Source organism: Pseudomonas sp. MF5691, from assembly GCF_016405645.1.
GTDB lineage: Bacteria > Pseudomonadota > Gammaproteobacteria > Pseudomonadales > Pseudomonadaceae > Aquipseudomonas > Aquipseudomonas shahriarae.
This window is the reverse complement of sequence record NZ_JAEKDC010000008.1, coordinates 167,338-185,636: the sequence shown is the minus strand read 5'-3', so window position 1 is coordinate 185,636 and position 18,299 is coordinate 167,338. Positions and strand designations below refer to the sequence as shown.

The 18,299-nt window shown below is 61.3% G+C and carries 17 protein-coding genes; 8 read left to right on the top strand and 9 right to left on the bottom strand.

Annotated elements, in window-relative coordinates:
* Positions 1-2: 2 nt before the first annotated feature.
* The 3 genes from JFT44_RS14210 to JFT44_RS14200 all read right to left on the bottom strand — a co-directional run bounded on the left by JFT44_RS14210 (position 3) and on the right by JFT44_RS14200 (position 2,283).
* Entirely contained in the window at positions 3-962 is a 960-nt protein-coding gene (locus JFT44_RS14210; RefSeq protein WP_057958357.1) for a DUF523 and DUF1722 domain-containing protein, read from the bottom strand.
* A 122-nt stretch (positions 963-1,084) separates the two neighbouring features.
* Positions 1,085-1,300, bottom strand: a complete 216-nt coding sequence (locus tag JFT44_RS14205; protein WP_057437771.1) for a TIGR02450 family Trp-rich protein — start codon at positions 1,298-1,300, stop codon at positions 1,085-1,087.
* A complete protein-coding gene (locus JFT44_RS14200) occupies positions 1,297-2,283 on the bottom strand; it encodes an NAD(P)/FAD-dependent oxidoreductase (protein ID WP_057437773.1) in 987 nt (328 codons plus the stop codon). Before JFT44_RS14200 ends, JFT44_RS14205 begins: the two co-directional genes overlap by 4 nt.
* 197 nt (positions 2,284-2,480) lie before the next feature.
* Here JFT44_RS14200 and JFT44_RS14195 point away from each other — a divergent pair, with 197 nt between their 5' ends.
* Both JFT44_RS14195 and hemH read left to right on the top strand, forming a co-directional pair.
* Complete coding sequence (locus JFT44_RS14195) at positions 2,481-3,380, top strand: TIGR01777 family oxidoreductase (RefSeq protein WP_057437775.1); 900 nt, start codon at positions 2,481-2,483, stop codon at positions 3,378-3,380.
* 14 nt (positions 3,381-3,394) lie between these two features.
* Positions 3,395-4,417 carry a ferrochelatase gene (hemH, locus tag JFT44_RS14190; protein ID WP_057958311.1) on the top strand — a complete coding sequence of 341 codons (1,023 nt, stop codon included), beginning with the start codon at positions 3,395-3,397 and terminating at the stop codon, positions 4,415-4,417.
* A 63-nt stretch (positions 4,418-4,480) separates the two neighbouring features.
* Here the strand turns inward: hemH and JFT44_RS14185 are convergent, their stop codons facing one another.
* From JFT44_RS14185 to algW, 3 genes are all read right to left on the bottom strand, one after another.
* A complete protein-coding gene (locus JFT44_RS14185) occupies positions 4,481-5,200 on the bottom strand; it encodes a DUF4198 domain-containing protein (RefSeq protein WP_057958312.1) in 720 nt (239 codons plus the stop codon).
* Positions 5,201-5,212: 12 nt separating this feature from the next.
* Complete coding sequence (locus JFT44_RS14180) at positions 5,213-7,321, bottom strand: TonB-dependent siderophore receptor (protein ID WP_057958313.1); 2,109 nt, start codon at positions 7,319-7,321, stop codon at positions 5,213-5,215.
* Between the two features lie 75 nt (positions 7,322-7,396).
* Entirely contained in the window at positions 7,397-8,551 is a 1,155-nt protein-coding gene (gene algW / locus JFT44_RS14175; protein ID WP_057437778.1) for a Do family serine endopeptidase AlgW, read from the bottom strand.
* A 102-nt stretch (positions 8,552-8,653) separates the two neighbouring features.
* Between algW and JFT44_RS14170 the strand changes: the two genes are divergently transcribed.
* From JFT44_RS14170 to cysN, 3 genes are all read left to right on the top strand, one after another.
* Entirely contained in the window at positions 8,654-9,412 is a 759-nt protein-coding gene (locus JFT44_RS14170) for a Nif3-like dinuclear metal center hexameric protein (protein WP_057958314.1), read from the top strand.
* Positions 9,413-9,571: 159 nt separating this feature from the next.
* Positions 9,572-10,489: a sulfate adenylyltransferase subunit CysD gene (gene cysD / locus JFT44_RS14165; protein ID WP_057437780.1), complete on the top strand. Its 918-nt coding sequence runs from the start codon at positions 9,572-9,574 to the stop codon at positions 10,487-10,489.
* A gap of 9 nt (positions 10,490-10,498) precedes the next feature.
* Positions 10,499-12,397, top strand: a complete 1,899-nt coding sequence (cysN, locus tag JFT44_RS14160) for a sulfate adenylyltransferase subunit CysN (protein ID WP_198830820.1) — start codon at positions 10,499-10,501, stop codon at positions 12,395-12,397.
* A 167-nt stretch (positions 12,398-12,564) separates the two neighbouring features.
* Here the strand turns inward: cysN and JFT44_RS14155 are convergent, their stop codons facing one another.
* The 3 genes from JFT44_RS14155 to JFT44_RS14145 are packed head-to-tail and all read right to left on the bottom strand — an operon-like array spanning position 12,565 to position 15,963.
* Positions 12,565-13,464 (bottom strand): acyltransferase, encoded by a 900-nt coding sequence (locus JFT44_RS14155; RefSeq protein ID WP_120731668.1) that lies wholly within the window; start codon positions 13,462-13,464, stop codon positions 12,565-12,567.
* On the bottom strand, positions 13,465-15,564 hold the full coding sequence (pta, locus tag JFT44_RS14150) for a phosphate acetyltransferase (protein WP_198830819.1): 2,100 nt from the start codon (positions 15,562-15,564) through the stop codon (positions 13,465-13,467).
* A gap of 60 nt (positions 15,565-15,624) precedes the next feature.
* Positions 15,625-15,963: a DUF3565 domain-containing protein gene (locus JFT44_RS14145; RefSeq protein ID WP_081044174.1), complete on the bottom strand. Its 339-nt coding sequence runs from the start codon at positions 15,961-15,963 to the stop codon at positions 15,625-15,627.
* On the opposite strand from JFT44_RS14145, the gene JFT44_RS14140 reads away from it, so the two are divergent.
* The 3 genes from JFT44_RS14140 (at position 15,932) to JFT44_RS14130 (ending at position 18,294) form a co-directional block, all read left to right on the top strand.
* On the top strand, positions 15,932-16,417 hold the full coding sequence (locus tag JFT44_RS14140; protein ID WP_017476012.1) for a peptidylprolyl isomerase: 486 nt from the start codon (positions 15,932-15,934) through the stop codon (positions 16,415-16,417). The genes JFT44_RS14145 and JFT44_RS14140 overlap by 32 nt on opposite strands.
* A 136-nt stretch (positions 16,418-16,553) precedes the next feature.
* A complete protein-coding gene (locus tag JFT44_RS14135) occupies positions 16,554-17,036 on the top strand; it encodes a glutathione peroxidase (RefSeq protein WP_057958318.1) in 483 nt (160 codons plus the stop codon).
* 154 nt (positions 17,037-17,190) lie between these two features.
* The gene (locus tag JFT44_RS14130) at positions 17,191-18,294 is read left to right on the top strand and encodes an NADH:flavin oxidoreductase (protein WP_057437784.1); all 1,104 of its coding nucleotides are present in this window, start codon (positions 17,191-17,193) and stop codon (positions 18,292-18,294) included.
* Positions 18,295-18,299: the final 5 nt, after the last annotated feature.

Genomic DNA, 18,299 nt, shown 5'->3' with positions numbered 1-18,299 from the left:
GGTTAGATCGCATTACGCAGGCTGAGATTTTCCGGATGCGGTTGCAGGTAGGCCTGCTGCGCGATGTAGCGGTCCGGGTGTTGGCGAAAGTGATGCTTGAGCAAGGTCAGCGGCACGACCAGCGGCACGATGCCTTGCCGGTATTGGCTGATCAGCGCCTGCATTTCCTGTTTGTCTGCGGCGCTCAGGGCCTGCTTGAGGTAACCGCTGATGTGCTGCAACACATTGGAATGGGTGCCACGGGTGGCGCACTTTTTCAGGGCCGTCATCAGCTCGCTGAAATACTCGGCGGCCAGCACTGGCAGGTCACAGTCCTTGCTCATGCTGCCCAGCAGGTTGCCCAGGCTTTTGTAGTGGGCCGGACTATGGGCCATCAGCAGGTATTTATAGCGCGAGTGGAAGGCCAGCAGTTGGTGACGGGTCAGACCCTGCGCCAGCAATTGTTGCCATGTGGCATAGACAAAGACCCGGGTCAGGAAATTTTCCCGCAGCACCGGGTCGTGCAGGCGGCCATCTTCCTCCACCGGCAGGTTGGGATGGCGTGCGCAGAATGCCTGGGCATAGATGCCGCGCCCACCGCCCTCGGCCGGGGTGCCGTTGTCGCGGTAGACCTTGACCCGTTCCAGGCCGCAGGACGGTGATTTCTGCATGAAGATATAGCCGCACAGGTCCGTATGTTCGGCGGCCATGCGCTGGCCGTACTCATCCAGTGCGCCGGTCACATTCAGTTCGCGGTGGACCGTGCCCACGGCTTGCGGCTGGAGTGGGTCGCCCACCAGGCGAATCGGCTCACGGGGGATGCCCAGGCCAATAGCGACTTCGGGGCACAGTGGCACGAAGTCGAAATAGTCACTGAGTGTCTGGCTGCACAAGGGGGATTGTTTGTGCCCGCCGTTGAAGCGCACGTTTTCGCCGAGCAGGCAGGCGCTGATGGCGATTTTTGGTTTGCCGGTGACGGACACGTTGCAGGACATGGCAAAGCCTCGACAAGATTCCTGTACAGTTTATGTTTTCTGTACAACTAATCTCATCATAGGTTTTACACTGTACAAGTCAAATAGTTTGTACAAGTTTTTTGATGAGGTTATTGCCAGCCCATTTTCCAGCGCTCGGCATCTTGCAGGCTTTGCCAAGTCAGGCGTTCTCCGCGCCGGGTCAAGACGGCTTGCAGTTCAATCTCCAGTACGTTGTCTTCTTCATCGCGAAACAACTCGGTGACCAGGAAATGTTTTTCCTTGTTTCGCGGGTGGGTTGCTGTCCATTTGGAGAGCAGCAGTTTTGTTGGATTGATGCGGTTCATTGCAGGTGTCCGAGCAAGCGCCGCGCGGCTTCCTGGCCGCTGAGCCACGCGCCTTCGACCCTGCCTGACAGGCACCAGTCGCCACATACGTACAGGCCCAGGTCGGCATCCGCCAGTACTCCCCATTCATGGCTGCCCGCCGGTCGGGCGTACAGCCAGCGGTGGGCGAGGCTGAAGGAGGGCGCCGGCATGCTGCAATGCAGCAATTCGGCAAAGGCGCCGTGCAGCAATTCGATGATGGCTTCCTTGGGCAGGTCCAGGTGCTGTTTGCTCCAGGCACTGGTGGCGTGCAGGATCCAGGTATCTGGCGTGGCGTCACGCCCTGGTTTGCTGCGGTTGCGGGCCAGCCAGTCGAGGGGGCTGTCTTGTACAAAGCAGCCTTCCATCGGCGTATCCAGCGGCGTGTCGAAGGCCAGGGCAATGGCCCAGGTCGGGTCCATTTTTACCCCGGCTGCCGTGCTCGCCAGTTTCGGCGCCGCGGCCAGCAGGGCCGTGGCCTGGTGCGCCGGGGTGGCAATGATTACGTGGCTGAAGGGGCCATGGTTGCCACCGTCGGCGTCCAGCAGGTTCCAGTGTTGCTGGCCCTGGAACACTTCGGTGATACGGCAGCCGAACTCCACCGGCAGGTCGTCCAGCAGTGCGCGGGTGATGGCGCTCATGCGCGGGGTGCCGACCCAGCGGGTCTGCTCATCGGGAGAAGGGCTCAGTTGGCCGGATTGGCAGTTGTAGAGTTGCGGTTCCCACTCGGCAACCCAGCCATTGGCTTGCCAGCGTTGCACTTCATCGACGAAGCGTCGGTCGCGGGCGGTGAAGTACTGTGCGCCGAGGTCCAGTGTGCCGGCCTCGCTGCGCTTGCTGGACATGCGCCCGCCACTGCCGCGGCTTTTATCGAAGAGTTGTACAGCGTGCCCGGCATCTTTTAACGCTCGGGCGGCAGAAAGTCCGGCGATGCCGGTACCGATGATCGCGATGGGAACAGTCATGGGAGGCCTCGTTTTACCTTTGGGTACAGACTACGCCGACACCAATAGCTGTACAATATTGTTTTTTGGTATAAGTTTCGGCATGCCTTAACGTGTGGCGTGGCCTATGGTTAAACGTAGGTCGCGCCCGATTAAAAAGATCCCTGCTTATAAAATAGACCAGCGATGCCCGGCCAACGTTACAGGAGGAAGATCTCATGCATATTTTGCTGACCGGCGGTACCGGTCTGATCGGCCGCCAGCTTTGCCAGTACTGGAGCGCCCAGGGGCATCAGTTGACGGTATGGAGCCGCAATCCCGCGCAGGTCGCCACCCTGTGCGGTGCGCAGGTGAAGGGCGTTGCCCGTTTGCAGGATGTAACGCAGCCGGTGGATGCTGTTATCAACCTGGCCGGCGCGCCGATCGCCGACCGGCTCTGGACCCATAAACGCAAGGCATTGCTGTGGAGCAGTCGGATCAGCCTGACGGAAACCTTGCTGGCCTGGCTTGAAGGCCTGGCGGTGAAACCTGCGGTGTTGATTTCCGGGTCGGCGGTGGGTTGGTATGGCGATGGCGGTGAGCGCGAGCTGACCGAAGCCAGCGGCCCGGTGCTGGACGATTTTCCCAGCCAGTTGTGCATTGCCTGGGAAGAAACCGCCCAGCGCGCCGAGGCCTTCGGCCTGCGGGTGGTGCTGGTGCGTACTGGCCTGGTGCTAGCGGCCGAGGGCGGCTTTTTGTCGCGGTTGTTACTGCCCTTTAAACTGGCGCTGGGCGGGCCTATCGGTAACGGTCGGCAGTGGATGCCGTGGGTGCATATCAAGGATCAAATCGCCCTGATTGATTTTCTTCTACACAAACCTGACGCCAGCGGTCCTTATAATGCCTGCGCGCCCCAGCCGGTGCGTAACCGCGAGTTTGCCAAGACCCTGGGCCAGGTGCTGCACCGCCCGGCGTTTATGCCGATGCCGGCGTTTGCCTTGCGGGTGGGTTTGGGCGAGTTGTCCGGCCTGTTGCTGGGCGGGCAGAAGGCGCTACCCGAGCGGTTGTTGGCCGCCGGTTTCACTTTTCAGTTCACTGAGTTGCACGCGGCCCTGGACGACTTGTCCAGCCGCCTCTAGAGATAGGATGTTGCATGACGGATCACGCGTTGTTACTGGTCAACCTGGGCTCGCCGGCGTCCACTTCGGTGGCCGATGTGCGCAGCTACCTCAATCAGTTCTTGATGGACCCGTATGTGATCGACCTGCCATGGCCGGTGCGGCGCTTGCTGGTGTCGCTGATCCTGATCAAGCGTCCCGAGCAGTCGGCCCACGCTTACGCCTCGATCTGGTGGGACGAAGGCTCGCCGCTGGTGGTCCTCAGTCGCCGCCTGCAGCAGCAGATGACCAGCCAATGGACCCATGGCCCGGTGGAACTGGCGATGCGTTATGGCGAACCGTCGATTGAAAGCGTGCTGACCCGCCTGGCCGGCCAGGGCATCCATAAGGTCACGCTGGCGCCGTTGTATCCACAGTTTGCCGACAGCACCGTGACCACGGTGATCGAAGAAGCGCGGCGGGTGGTGCGCGAGAAGAAACTCGACCTGCAGTTCTCGATCCTGCAACCGTTCTACGACCAGCCGGAATACCTCGATGCCCTGGTGGCCAGTGCCAGGCCGCATTTGCAGCAGGATTACGATCACCTGCTGTTCAGCTTCCACGGCCTGCCGGAACGGCATCTGAATAAACTCAACCCCGGGCATTCCCTGGACGGTGCGGGCGACTGCTGCGCCAATGCGTCGCCTGAGGTGCGTACCACCTGTTATCGCGGGCAATGCTTCAGCGTCGCCCGCGACTTTGCCGCGCGCATGGGCCTGCCTGAGGGTAAATGGTCGGTGGCGTTCCAGTCGCGCCTGGGGCGGGCGAAGTGGATCGAACCCTACACCGAGGCCCGCCTGGAGGCCCTGGCTCAGCAGGGGGTGAAGAAGTTGCTGGTGATGTGCCCGGCGTTTGTCGCCGATTGCATCGAGACCCTGGAGGAGATCGGTGATCGCGGCCTGGAACAGTTCCGCGAAGCCGGGGGCGAGGAGTTAGTGCTGGTGCCGTGCCTCAATGATGATCCGCAGTGGGCGGCGGCACTTAACACCTTGTGCGAAAGAGCGCCCGTCAGCCTCTAAGGTGGCGGCTTGTGTGGGAGCTGGCTCCCATACAAGCCAGTTCCCACATGGCTTCAGCGGGCTTTACTCGTGATGGGGCTGGCCAAGGAAGGTCAGTGAGCTGAACAGCGCGCGGATGTGGACCTCGCCGTTATCTTTGACCGGCACTTGTGCCTGCGCCGCAATCACATTCAGCGCTTCATTGCGCACCAGTACCTGGGCCCGGCCATCCTTGTCGGTCTCGGTACTCAAGGTGTTCGGCGCGCTGCGGTAGTCGCCAATCAACTTGATTCCGGCGGCGGGCTTGCCGTCGATCAGCACCCGTACAGGCAGCGATTGGCCTGGGCCGACGGTCAGCGGGTCGACTTCGGGCACGATCACCATCCTCAACTGATCCAGCTTGGGCAGTTTTGCCCCGGCCTGATAGATCGCCAGGCTGTACTTCAGGGCCTGGGTCGTTTCGACGGCGCCCGGCACCTGGCTGTGGCCCTTGTTCACCCATTTCTTGTCTGGGGTTTGCGTCCACAGGCCGTTATCAAACGCCACGGCCAGCACCGCAGGAGATTTGAGCGGTTGCAGGCGCGCCTGGTCGTCCAGGCGTTGTACGGTCACCGGGATCATCCGGCCACTGGCGTCATAGGCCCAGGCGCCGCTGACTTTCCTGGCCTTGAAGGCTTCGTCTTCGGCACCGTGGCCATAGACCACCTCGATATGCCCCCGGCGTTGCTCGGTCCACAGACCGTGGGCCGATACCTGGGTGGCGAACAGCAGGCCGAGCACGGCCAATGATTTGAGCGCTTGCATGTTGAGGTCCTTTTACAGATTGAGGGTCAGGCTGACGGTGAAGTTGCGCGGCTCTCCGGGGGTTACCCAGTAGTTGCTGTAGGAGCGCTCGTAGTACTTTTCATCGAACAGGTTGTTGAGGTTCAGGCCCACGGTGAGGTTGTCGCTGGCCTTGTAATGGGCCAGCAGGTCGACCGTGTGGTAGGCCGGCAACTCGAAGCTTTTACCGGCCTCGCCCGAGCGGTCGCCGACGTAGGTAAAGGCCGCGCCCAGATCCGAACCCCGCAGGGCGCCATCCTGGAACTCATACACGCCCAACAGGCTGCCACTGCGCTTGGCCACGCCAGGGACGCGGCTGCCGGTGGGGATGTCTTTGTCACCCTTGGTCACTTGCGCATCGATGTAGGCCAGGGCACCAATCACCCGCACAGCGTCAGTCAATTGCCCGCTCAGTTGCAGGTCAACCCCCTGGCTGCGGGCCTTGCCAATGGCGCGCTTGAGGTCGGTGGCCGGGTCGGTGGCCAAGGTGTTTTCTTTATTGATATGGAAGGCGGCGACGGTGGCGCTCAGGCGGTCGTCGAACAGCTCTGTCTTGATACCGACTTCATAACCAACGCCTTCTTCGGGCTCGAGGAATTTACCGGCTGCGTCCAGGTCACTTTGCGGCTTGAACGAGGTACTGGCGTTGGCAAACAGCCCCACCTGCGGGGTCAGTTGATACAGCAGGCCGGCCCGCTGGGTCATGACATCGTGGGTTTTCTGGCTCTTGGCGCCGTTGCGGGTGAAGTCCTCTGAGCTTTGCTCGACGTGCTCCAGGCGCACGCCCACCAGGCCGCGCAGGCGGTCGGTAAATACGATCTGGTCTTGCAGGTTCAGCGCCTGGCTTTTCACCTGGGTGAAAAAATCAGTGCCCGTGGGCTTGCCATTGGGCTTGGGCTGGCCATAGACCGGTTGGTAGATATCAATCGGGTAGCTGCCGGTGATGGCGGTCACCCGTTCTTTCTTGCGGTAGTCCTCGTACTCGGTGCCGATCAGCAATTCATGCTGCCAACTGCCGATATCGAACAGACCGCGCAGCTCCAACTGGGTGATGCTGTCGTGCCAACCCGTGGAGCGTTCGCGGTAACGGCGGTTGACGGTATGCCCATCGGCATTCAGCGGGCGGCTTTCCGAGGCGTGGCCCCAGAGGCTGCCTTGTTTGTAATGGCTGGCCAGGCGCAGCTTCCAGGCATCGTTCAAGTGATGCTCGAGGGTGGCTTGCAGGCGGTTGTTGTGGTTGTCGATATCGCCGTCGTTGGGCTCGCCGAGGAAGGTCGAGCGGGACATGCCGCTCCAGCGGTCATTCGGCGCGACGATGCCCCGGTCGAACGTTGAGCTGTGGCGCACGAACTCACTTTCCACCAACAGGCTGGTGTCCGGGTCCAGTTGCCAACTGAACGATGGGGCGACAAACACCCGCTTGCTCTGCACGTGGTCACGAAAGCTGTGGTTGTCTTCCACTGCCAGATTGACCCGCGACAGCACATTGCCTTCGCTGTCCAGCGGGGTGTTGATATCGACGGCGGTGCGGTAGCGGTCCCAACTGCCGGCGCTGGTCTGCAGGGTGGTAAAGGCTTCGGCTTGGGGCTTTTTGGTGACGATATTCACGGTGCCGCCGGGATCGCCACGGCCATAGAGGCTGGCGGCGGGGCCCTTGAGCACTTCGATACGTTCGATATTGGCCGTGTCCGGCGTGCTCGGGTAGCCACGGTTGGCGCTGAAACCATCCTGGTAGAACGCCGAGGTGGTGAAGCCGCGAATACTGTATTCGTAAAGGGTCAGGCCACCGAAGTTGTTCTGCTTGGACACCCCGCCGGCAAACTCCAGGGCGCGCTCGACGTTGTTGCTGCCCAGGTCCTTGAGCACTGTGGTGGGGATCACGCTGATTGACTGTGGGATATCCCGCAGGGCGGTGTCGGTCTTGGTCCCGCTGGCCGAGCGGGTCGCACGGTAACCCGTGACCGGGCCGGTAGCGGATTCATACGCCTCGCCGGTGATGCTGGTGGTGCCCAGTTCAAGGGTGTTGGTGTCTTCTGCAAACACCGGGTCCACCAGCAATCCCAGGGCGAGACCGGCCAGGGGCGCAAACTTTCGAGACGTCATGGTCTAACATTCCAATATCAATATTGAAATAATATAACATGACTATTGAGAGTGTATATCTTTAAGGATCGCCCTTTATTCCTGCTCTTTCACCGGGGCGGGCGGCGGGCGCAGGCCCACTTCGGCCAGCAGCTTGATCTCTTTGCCGTTGCGCATCACCTGGATCGCGACCTTTTCCGTCGGTTTGATCCGCGCCACCTGGTTCATCGAACGGCGACCATCGCCCGCCGGTTCACCATCGATGCTGAGGATCACATCGCCCACCTGCATCCCGGCTTTCTCCGCCGGGCCGCCGCGCAGGATGCCGGCAATCACGATGCCTGGGCGCCCAGTCAGGCCAAACGACTCCGACAGCTCCTTGGTCAGCGGTTGCACTTCAATCCCCAGCCAGCCACGGATCACCTGGCCGTGCTCGATGATCGACTTCATCACTTCCATCGCCAGCTTCACCGGGATCGCAAAACCGATGCCCTGGGAGCCGCCGGACTTGGAAAAAATCGCCGTGTTGATGCCGGTCAGGTTGCCATTGGCGTCCACCAGCGCGCCGCCGGAGTTGCCCGGGTTGATCGCCGCGTCGGTCTGGATAAAGTCTTCGTAGCTGTTAAGGCCCAACTGATTACGCCCGGTGGCGCTGATGATGCCCATGGTCACGGTCTGGCCGACGCCGAACGGGTTGCCGATCGCCAAGGCCACATCACCGACCCGCAGGCTTTCGGAGCGGCCGATGGTGATGGAGGGCAGGTTCTTCAGGTCGATCTTCAGGACCGCAAGGTCGGTTTCCGGGTCGCTGCCCACTACCCGCGCCAGGGTTTCGCGGCCATCGCGCAGGGCCACGACAATCTGGTCGGCCCCGGTGCTTACATGGTTGTTGGTCAGGATGTAGCCTTCGGGGCTCATGATCACCCCGGAGCCGAGGCTCGACTCCATGCGGCGCTGCTTGGGCGAATTGTCACCGAAGAACCGCCGGAACTGTGGGTCTTCAAACAGCGGGTGCGCCGGTTTATTGATGACTTTGGTGGTGTATAGGTTGACCACTGCGGGCGCAGCGACCACCACCGCATCGGCGTAGGTCACCGGGCCTTGTTGCACCGCGCTGGTTTGCGGTGCCTGTTGCAGGTTGACGTCCAGGCTTGGCAGGCCGACCCATTGCGGATAACGCTGAATAATCAGCATCGCGATCAGCACGCCGGCCAACAATGGCCATCCAAAAAAACGCAGCGCCTTGAGCATCAAGTAAGTCCTGACAGGTTGCAGGGGGCGCGGGAGCGCCCATAATGTCGCGCATTATACGAGGCCGCGAGCGCCTCTGAACGGGATATTTAGGAGTCTTTTATGGCCGTCGCCCTGAGCACCCTGGTTGAAGAAGCGGATCGCTACTTGAACAGCGCGAAAATTGCCGATTACTGCCCCAATGGCCTGCAGGTCGAAGGCCGGCCGCAGGTGTTGCGCATTGTCAGTGGCGTGACTGCCAGCCAAGCGCTGCTCGACGCGGCGGTGGAGGCCAAGGCCGACCTGGTGCTGGTGCATCACGGTTATTTCTGGAAAGGCGAGAGCCCGTGCATCACCGGCATGAAACAGCGCCGCCTCAAGACCCTGCTCAAGCACGACATCAGCCTCCTGGCCTACCACCTGCCGCTGGACCTGCACCCGGACGTGGGCAACAACGTGCAGTTGGCCCGCCAGTTGGACATCACCGTCGAAGGCCCGCTGGACCCGGACAACCTCAAGGTCGTCGGCCTGGTCGGCTCCTTGGCCGAGCCCCTGTCGGCACGGGATTTCGCCCGCCGTGTGCAGGAAGCTATGGGCCGCGAGCCGCTGCTGATCGAAGGCAGCGCGATGATCCGCCGCGTGGGCTGGTGCACCGGCGGCGGCCAGGGCTACATCGACCAGGCCGTGCTGGCCGGGGTGGATTTGTACCTCAGCGGCGAAGCTTCGGAACAGACCTTCCACAGTGCCCGGGAAAACGACATCAGCTTTATCGCCGCCGGCCATCATGCCACCGAGCGTTATGGCGTGCAGGCCCTGGGCGATTACCTGGCCCGGCGCTTTGCCCTCGAGCACCTGTTTATCGACTGCCCCAACCCGATCTAAGCCTCCCAACAGGCCCGTCATTGCAGGCAAACCGAGCGGTATATCCATATACCGTTTCGATCTAGCCAGCTCCCTGATTAGAAGTAGGTGCTGTGCTAGCATGCCTCGCTCGAACACGGCCCGCAGGCCGTCCATAAGATCGTTTTTCCGTGAGTAGCCATGGTCGACAAACTGACGCATCTGAAACAGCTGGAGGCGGAGAGCATCCACATCATCCGTGAGGTTGCCGCCGAGTTCGACAACCCCGTGATGCTCTACTCCATCGGCAAAGACTCCGCCGTGATGCTGCATCTGGCGCGCAAGGCATTCTTCCCGGGCAAGCTGCCGTTTCCGGTGATGCATGTGGACACCCAGTGGAAATTCCAGGAAATGTACAAGTTTCGCGACCGCATGGTCGAGGAACTGGGCCTGGAGCTAATCACTCACGTCAACCCGGACGGTGTGGCGCAGGGCATCAACCCGTTCACCCACGGCAGCGCCAAGCACACCGACATCATGAAGACCGAAGGCCTGAAACAAGCCTTGGACCAGCATGGTTTCGACGCAGCCTTCGGCGGCGCCCGTCGCGATGAAGAGAAATCCCGCGCCAAAGAGCGCGTGTACTCGTTCCGCGACAGCAAGCACCGCTGGGACCCGAAAAACCAGCGCCCGGAGCTGTGGAACGTCTACAACGGCAACGTCAACAAGGGCGAGTCGATCCGCGTGTTCCCGCTGTCCAACTGGACCGAGCTGGATATCTGGCAGTACATCTATCTGGAAGGCATCCCCATCGTGCCGCTGTACTTCGCCGCCGAACGTGAAGTGATCGAGAAGAACGGCACGCTGATCATGATCGACGACGAGCGCATCCTCGAGCACCTGTCCGACGAGGACAAAGCCCGCATCGTCAAAAAGAAAGTCCGTTTCCGTACCCTTGGCTGCTACCCGTTGACGGGCGCGGTGGAGTCCGAAGCCGAGACGCTGACGGACATCATCCAGGAAATGCTCCTGACGCGAACTTCCGAGCGCCAGGGCCGTGTCATCGACCACGATGGTGCAGGCTCGATGGAAGATAAAAAACGTCAAGGTTATTTCTAAGGGGCTGTCATGTCGCATCAATCTGATTTGATCAGCGAGGACATCCTCGCCTACCTGGGCCAGCACGAACGCAAGGAAATGCTGCGCTTTCTGACCTGTGGCAACGTCGACGACGGCAAGAGCACCCTGATCGGGCGCCTGCTGCACGACTCCAAGATGATCTACGAAGACCATCTGGAAGCCATCACCCGCGATTCGAAGAAAGTCGGCACCACCGGTGACGATATCGACCTGGCTTTGCTGGTCGACGGCCTGCAGGCCGAGCGTGAGCAGGGCATCACCATTGATGTGGCCTACCGCTATTTCTCCACCGCCAAGCGCAAATTCATCATTGCCGACACCCCCGGCCATGAGCAGTACACCCGCAACATGGCCACCGGTGCGTCCACCTGTGACCTGGCGATCATCCTGGTGGATGCGCGCTACGGCGTGCAGACCCAGACCCGTCGCCACAGCTTTATCGCCTCGCTGTTGGGCATCAAGCACATCGTCATCGCGATCAACAAGATGGACCTCAACGGTTTCGACGAGAGCATCTTCGAGTCGATCAAGGCCGACTACCTGAAGTTTGCCGAGGGCATTGCGTTCAAGCCGAGCACCATGGCCTTTGTGCCGATGTCGGCGCTCAAGGGCGACAACGTGGTGAACAAGAGCGAGCGTTCGCCGTGGTACACCGGCCAGTCGCTGATGGAGATCCTCGAAACCGTCGAGATCGCCAACGACCGCAACTACACCGACCTGCGTTTCCCGGTGCAGTACGTCAACCGCCCGAACCTGAACTTCCGTGGTTTCGCCGGCACCCTGGCCAGCGGCATCGTGCACAAGGGCGACGAAGTGGTGGTGTTGCCGTCGGGTAAGAGCAGCCGCATCAAATCCATCGTCACCTTCGAAGGTGAACTGGAGCACGCAGGCCCAGGCCAGGCCGTGACCCTGACCATGGAAGACGAGATCGACATCTCCCGTGGCGACCTGCTGGTGCATGCCGACAACGTGCCGCAAGTGACCGACGCCTTCGACGCCATGCTGGTGTGGATGGCCGAGGAGCCGATGCTGCCGGGCAAGAAATACGACATCAAGCGCGCTACCAGCTACGTGCCGGGTTCCATCACCAGCATCGTGCATCGTGTGGATGTGAACACCTTGGAAGAAGGCCCCGCCAGTGCCTTGCAACTGAACGAGATCGGTCGGGTCAAGGTCAGCCTCGACGCGGCCATTGCCCTGGACGGTTACGCCAGCAACCGCACCACCGGCGCCTTTATCGTGATTGATCGCCTGACCAACGGCACTGTGGCCGCGGGCATGATCATCGCACCACCGGTCAGCCATGGCAGCGCGGCGCAGCACGGCAAGTTGGCCCACGTGGCCACCGAAGAGCGCGCCCAGCGTTTCGGCCAGCAGCCGGCCACCGTGTTGTTCAGCGGCCTGTCGGGCGCAGGCAAGAGCACCTTGGCCTATGCAGTTGAGCGTAAATTGTTCGACATGGGCCGTGCGGTGTTCGTACTCGATGGCCAGAACCTGCGCCATGACCTCAATAAAGGTCTGCCACAGGACCGAGCCGGGCGTACCGAGAACTGGCGGCGTGCTGCTCACGTGGCGCGTCAGTTCAACGAAGCCGGCCTGCTGACCCTGGCGGCCTTCGTGGCGCCGGATGCCGAAGGCCGTGAACAGGCCAAGGCGTTGATCGGCAGTGAGCGTTTGCTGACCGTGTACGTGCAGGCCTCGCCGCTGGTGTGTGCCGAGCGTGACCCGCAAGGCCTGTATGCTGCGGGTGGGGATAACATCCCTGGTGAGTCGTTCCCGTACGACGTGCCGTTGAATGCCGACCTGGTGCTCGACACCCAGGCCCTGTCGCTGGACGACAGCGTCAAGCAAGTGCTGGAGCTGTTGCGCCAGCGCGGCGCGATCTAAACCTCGCCGCCACAAAAAAGCCCGCCACCGATCACTCGGTGGCGGGCTTTTCACATTCTTCAGGTTGACACAGTCAGTGTGGGAGCTGGCTTGCCTGCGATGGCAGTGGTTCAGGCAATGCACTTACATCTGACAGACCGCTATCGCAGGCAAGCCACACATGGTGATCACCGATTGCCTGGGTACTCGATGTGAAGCCGGCTCAACAGGGCATCCTTGTCTTCCCACAACTGGTTGATCCAGCCCTGGAACGCCAACCGATACTCCCCATCCTGCTCATAATTCTTGCCAATGAACTCGGCCGGGATCTGCACCTCTTCAAACTGCACCACCACGTCTTTTACATTGCCGCACAACAAGTCCCAGAACCCCGGGCGCCCGCCTGGGTAGTGGATAGTCACATTGACCAGTGACTTCAGTTGCTCGCCCATGGCATCCAGTACAAACGCAATGCCGCCGGCCTTGGGCTTGAGCAGGTAGCGGAACGGCGATTGTTGCTGGGCATGTTTGCCAGGGGTAAACCGCGTGCCTTCGGCAAAGTTGAAAATACCCACCGGGTTATCGCGAAACTTCGCACAGGTCTTGCGGGTGGTTTCCAGATCCTTGCCTTTTTTCTCCGGGTGTTTCTCCAGGTAGGCCTTGGTGTAACGCTTCATGAAGGGGAAGCCCAGCGCCCACCACGCGAGGCCAATCACCGGTACCCAGATCAGCTCCTGCTTGAGGAAAAACTTCAGTGGGCGGATCCGTCGATTGAGCACGTACTGCAACACCATGATATCGACCCAGCTCTGGTGGTTGCTGGTCACCAGGTACGAGTGCTGGTAGTCCAGGCCTTCCAGGCCCTTGAGGTGCCAGCGGGTGCGGCGCACCAGGTTCATCCAGGCCTTGTTATTGCTGATCCACGCTTCATGGGTGTGGTTCATCAGCCACTCGCTGAAGCGCTTGGCGAACGGCAGCGCCTTGAACAGCGCGACGATAAACAGGAATGAACACAGCAGGATGGTGTTCAACGCCAGCAGCAGCGAGGCAATGACCCCACGCAGGGGGGCAGGCAGAAAGTCCAGCATTTAGGCATCCATAGGTCGGTTGGCGGCTTGAATCGCGGTCAGGGCGATGGTGTAGACGATATCGTCCACCTGGGCCCCACGGGGCAGGTCGTTCACAGGTTTGCGCAGGCCTTGCAGCATCGGGCCGAGGCTGACGCAATCGGCACTGCGCTGCACGGCTTTGTGGGTGGTGTTGCCGGTGTTGAGGTCGGGGAACACAAAAACCGTGGCCTTGCCCGCCACCAGGCTGTTGGGCGCCAGTTGCCGGGCGACGTTTTCGTTGGCGGCGGCATCGTACTGCAAGGGGCCGTCGATCAGCAGCGAGCTTTGTTGTTCGTGGGCCAGCAGGGTGGCCTCGCGGACTTTCTCCACTTCTTCGCCACTGGCCGAGTCACCACTGGAGTAGCTGATCATCGCCACGCGCGGGGTGATGCCGAAAGCGGCGGCCGAATCGGCGCTTTGCAGGGCGATTTCCGCGAGTTCCGCGGCGCTGGGGTGCGGGTTCATCACACAGTCGCCGTAGACCAGTACTTGTTCAGGGAACAGCATGAAAAACACCGACGACACCAGGGTGCAGCCCGGCGCGGTCTTGATCAGTTGCAGGGCCGGGCGGATGGTATTGGCGGTGGAGTGGATGACCCCGGAGACCAGGCCGTCCACTTCATCCAGCGCCAGCATCATGGTGGCGATTACCACGGTGTCTTCCAGTTGCTGCTCGGCCATCGGCGCGTTGAGGCTTTTGCTCTTGCGCAGGGCCACCATCGGCTCGACATAGCGCTCGCGAATCAGGTCCGGGTCAAGAATCTCAAGGCCTTCGGGCAACTCGATGCCGTGGGCGCGGGCCACGGCTTCGACGTCAGCCGGCTTGGCCAGCAGCACACAACGGGCAATGCCCCGGGCCTGGCAGATGGCGGCGGCTTGCACGGTCAGCGGCTCGCTGCCCTCGGGCAGCACAATGCGCTTGTTGGCGGCCTGGGCACGCTGGATCAACTGGTAGCGGAACACTGCCGGCGACAGGCGCATCTCCCGTGGCGTACCGCAACGCTGGTGCAGCCAGCGCGCGTCCAGGTGGCTGGCGACGAAATCGGTGATGATCTCCGCACGTTCGCGGTCATCAATCGGGATTTCCTTGTTCAGGCTGTTGAGTTGGTTGGCGGTGTCGTAGGAGCCGGTGCTCACCGACAGCACCGGCAGCCCGGCCTGGAACGCACCACGGCACAGATCCATGATCCGTGGGTCGGGCAGGGTGTCGCTGGTCAGCAGCAGGCCGGCCAGGGGCACGCCATTGATCGCGGCCAGGCTGACGGCGAGGATGATGTCGTCGCGATCCCCCGGCGTCACCACCAGCACGCCGGGCTTGAGCAGCTCCACGGTGTTGCGCATGGTGCGGGCGCAGATGATGATTTTGCTCATGCGCCGGGTTTCATAGTCGCCCGCATTGAGCACTTGTGCGCTCATCAGGTCGGCCACGTCGCGAGTGCGCGGGGCATTGAGCTCGGGCTGGAACGGGATACAGCCCAGCAGGCGGAAATCGCCACTGCGCAGTAACGGTGAATGCTCCTTGAGGCGCGCGGCGAAGACTTCCATGCTTTCGTCGGTCTGCACCTTGTTCAGAATCACGCCCAGCACTTTCGGGTCTTTCGGGCCGCCGAACAGTTGCGCCTGCAATTCCACGCGGCCGGACAGTTCGGTCAGCACTTCGTTTTCCGGGGCCGAGACGAGGATGACTTCGGCATCCAGGCTTTTCGCCAGGTGCAGGTTGACCCGTGCGGCATAGCTGGCGCTGCGGGTCGGCACCATGCCCTCGACAATCAGCACGTCCTTGCCCACGGCGGCCTGCTGGTACAGGGTGATGATTTCTTCGAGCAACTCATCGAGCTGGCCATCGCCGAGCATCCGCTCGACATGGGCCAACCCCAGGGGTTGCGGCGGTTTCAGACCGTGGGTACGCGCCACCAGCTCGGTGGAACGCTCAGGCCCGGTATCGCCGGGGTGCGGCTGGGCAATCGGTTTGAAAAAGCCGACTTTCAGCCCGGCCCGCTCAAGGGTACGCACCAGCCCAAGGCTGATGGAGGTCAGACCCACACCAAAATCGGTGGGCGCGATAAAAAAAGTCTGCATGCGAATTCTCTGAAGGTGCATGGCTTCGGTGGTGCGCTATGGCTGCGCGCCGACCGGGAATCAGTTGCCAAGGGTATCGTTATCCGGGCGCTGCGCACACCAGCCACAGGCAAAGGGCTGGCCTATTTTTGCCAGGCGTTGCGCCGGATCAATCACCCAGCCCCTGGATTGCCAGGGCGGCTGGTGGCGCAGGTGCTGCGTATGGCCGCAGGACAGCGCGGCGACCCAGTGGCCGTCTGCGTCCTGGTGAAATCCGACGACCGTCGAGTCACTGGATCGACTCCGTCTGTCCGGGTTGTGTTCGCTTTCGGGCAAATCCTTGTTTAGACTTGTCCGTTCTTCATTCTTATGCAAAAGGTCTCGCCCCATGCCGATCGCCGCCAACAAGGCTGTCTCCATTGACTATACCCTGACCAACGACGCTGGTGAGGTCATCGACAGCTCCGCCGGCGGCGCGCCGCTGGTCTACCTGCAAGGCGCAGGTAACATCATCCCGGGCCTGGAAAAGGCCCTGGAAGGCAAAGAGGTTGGTGATGAACTGACCGTTGCCGTAGAACCTGAAGATGCCTACGGCGAGTACTCGGCCGAACTGGTCAGCACCCTGAGCCGCAGCATGTTCGAAGGCGTCGACGAACTGGAAGTGGGCATGCAGTTCCACGCCTCCGCTCCGGACGGCCAAATGCAGATCGTGACCATCCGCGACCTGGACGGCGACGATGTCACCGTTGACGGCAACCACCCGCTGGCAGGCCAGCGCCTGAACTTCCAGGTCAAGATCGTTGCCATCCGCGACGCTTCCCAGGAAGAAGTTGCCCACGGCCACGTACACGGCGAAGGTGGTCACCACCATTGATTGACGGGCCACGTCCAGTCAGTTGAAAAGAAAGGCGCCTTCGGGCGCCTTTTTTGATTGGCGGCTATTCTTGCCGGCTGGGCGGCTGTAATCTCGAATGGCCGTTACACAGAATATGGGAAATCTGGAGTTCGTCATGAGTGCTTTCCACGACCTTAAACTCACAGCCCTGGATGGTCAGGAGCTGCCTCTGACGCCCTATAAGGGGCAAGTCGTGCTGGTGGTCAATGTCGCCTCCAAGTGTGGACTGACCCCGCAGTATGCGGCGCTGGAAAAACTTTATCAGCAGTACAAGGGCCAGGGTTTCACCGTGCTGGGCCTGCCGTGCAATCAATTTGCAGGCCAGGAGCCCGGGACCGAAGACGAGATCCAGGCGTTTTGCAGCCTCAACTATGGCGTGAGCTTTCCCCTGGGCAGCAAGCTGGAGGTCAACGGTCCCGATCGTCATCAGTTGTATCGCTTGCTGGCAGGTGAGGGCGCGGAGTTTCCAGGGGATATCACCTGGAACTTCGAGAAATTCCTGCTGGGTAAGGATGGGCGGGTGCTGGCGCGTTTTTCCCCACGTACCGCGCCTGATGATCCGAGTGTTATCCAGGCCATCGAAAAGGCCCTGGCCTGATTTGGCGCTGTGGTGAGGGGGCACGCCCCTTTGCCACAAGTCGATGTACCCTCCCGCTTTTGCACCTTAATCACCGCAATCAATAGTGCTATCCAGTGCGGTCTGCACTCCATATTATCCGCATCATAAAACCCCTTTCATGCGGAGTGCTGCCATGCCTGTCCAAGCCTTGTTCAAACCTTTCCAGCTCGGTGCACTGCAATTGCCGACCCGCGTGGTCATGGCGCCGATGACCCGTTCGTTTTCCCCCGGTGGCGTACCCAATTCCAAAGTCATCGAGTACTACCGCCGTCGCGCGGCGGCCGGCGTTGGCCTGATCATCACAGAGGGCACGGTGGTGGGCCACCAGGCTTCCAACGGCTATCCGAATGTCCCGCATTTCTACGGTGAAGCGGCATTGGCCGGCTGGAAGAAAGTGGTCGACGCGGTGCATGCCGAGGGCGGCAAGATCGTCCCGCAACTGTGGCACGTTGGCAGCGTGCGGCGCATAGGCACAGAACCCGATGCCAGCGTGCCGGCCTATGGCCCGATGGAAAAACTCAAGGACGGCAACGTGGTGGTCCACGGCATGACGGTCCAGGATATCCAGGCGGTGATTGCTGCCTTCGCCCAGGCCGCCAAGGATGCCCAGAGCATCGGTATGGACGGCGTGGAGATCCACGGTGCCCACGGTTACCTGGTCGACCAGTTCTTCTGGGAAGGCAGCAACCAGCGTACCGATGAATATGGCGGCAGCCTGGCCAATCGCTCCCGGTTCGCCATCGAGTTGATTCAGGCCGTGCGGGCGGCGGTAGGTCCCGAGTTCCCGATCATTTTCCGTTTCTCCCAATGGAAGCAGCAGGATTACACCGCGCGCCTGGTGCAAACGCCCGAGGCACTGGGTGAGTTTCTCAAGCCGTTGTCGGACGCGGGTGTGGATATTTTCCACTGCTCCACACGGCGCTTCTGGGAACCGGAGTTTGAAGGCTCCGAACTGAACCTGGCGGGCTGGACCCGCAAGCTCACTGGCAAACCGACCATCACTGTGGGCAGCGTGGGCCTGGATGGCGAGTTCCTGCAGTTCATGGTCAATACTGACAAAGTGGCGCAGCCGGCGAGCCTGGAAAAACTGCTGGAGCGCCTGAATAACGATGAGTTCGACCTGGTGGCCGTTGGTCGTGCGCTGCTGGTCGACCCGGATTGGGCGCTGAAGGTCCGTGAAGGCCGTGAGGGCGATATCTTGCCGTTCAGTCGTGAAGCGCTGATGACCTTGGTGTGACGCTC

What these genes read in the sequence shown, in the direction of transcription:
- JFT44_RS14205 (WP_057437771.1), bottom strand. Translation starts at nt 1,300, where the DNA reads ATGAACCGCATCAATCCAACAAAACTGCTGCTCTCCAAATGGACAGCA.
- JFT44_RS14200 (WP_057437773.1), bottom strand. Translation starts at nt 2,283, where the DNA reads ATGACTGTTCCCATCGCGATCATCGGTACCGGCATCGCCGGACTTTCT.
- JFT44_RS14195 (WP_057437775.1), top strand. Translation starts at nt 2,481, where the DNA reads ATGCATATTTTGCTGACCGGCGGTACCGGTCTGATCGGCCGCCAGCTT.
- hemH (WP_057958311.1), top strand. Translation starts at nt 3,395, where the DNA reads ATGACGGATCACGCGTTGTTACTGGTCAACCTGGGCTCGCCGGCGTCC.
- JFT44_RS14185 (WP_057958312.1), bottom strand. Translation starts at nt 5,200, where the DNA reads ATGCAAGCGCTCAAATCATTGGCCGTGCTCGGCCTGCTGTTCGCCACC.
- JFT44_RS14180 (WP_057958313.1), bottom strand. Translation starts at nt 7,321, where the DNA reads ATGACGTCTCGAAAGTTTGCGCCCCTGGCCGGTCTCGCCCTGGGATTG.
- algW (WP_057437778.1), bottom strand. Translation starts at nt 8,551, where the DNA reads ATGCTCAAGGCGCTGCGTTTTTTTGGATGGCCATTGTTGGCCGGCGTG.
- JFT44_RS14170 (WP_057958314.1), top strand. Translation starts at nt 8,654, where the DNA reads ATGGCCGTCGCCCTGAGCACCCTGGTTGAAGAAGCGGATCGCTACTTG.
- cysD (WP_057437780.1), top strand. Translation starts at nt 9,572, where the DNA reads ATGGTCGACAAACTGACGCATCTGAAACAGCTGGAGGCGGAGAGCATC.
- cysN (WP_198830820.1), top strand. Translation starts at nt 10,499, where the DNA reads ATGTCGCATCAATCTGATTTGATCAGCGAGGACATCCTCGCCTACCTG.
- JFT44_RS14155 (WP_120731668.1), bottom strand. Translation starts at nt 13,464, where the DNA reads ATGCTGGACTTTCTGCCTGCCCCCCTGCGTGGGGTCATTGCCTCGCTG.
- pta (WP_198830819.1), bottom strand. Translation starts at nt 15,564, where the DNA reads ATGCAGACTTTTTTTATCGCGCCCACCGATTTTGGTGTGGGTCTGACC.
- JFT44_RS14140 (WP_017476012.1), top strand. Translation starts at nt 15,932, where the DNA reads ATGCCGATCGCCGCCAACAAGGCTGTCTCCATTGACTATACCCTGACC.
- JFT44_RS14145 (WP_081044174.1), bottom strand. Translation starts at nt 15,963, where the DNA reads ATGGAGACAGCCTTGTTGGCGGCGATCGGCATGGGGCGAGACCTTTTG.
- JFT44_RS14135 (WP_057958318.1), top strand. Translation starts at nt 16,554, where the DNA reads ATGAGTGCTTTCCACGACCTTAAACTCACAGCCCTGGATGGTCAGGAG.
- JFT44_RS14130 (WP_057437784.1), top strand. Translation starts at nt 17,191, where the DNA reads ATGCCTGTCCAAGCCTTGTTCAAACCTTTCCAGCTCGGTGCACTGCAA.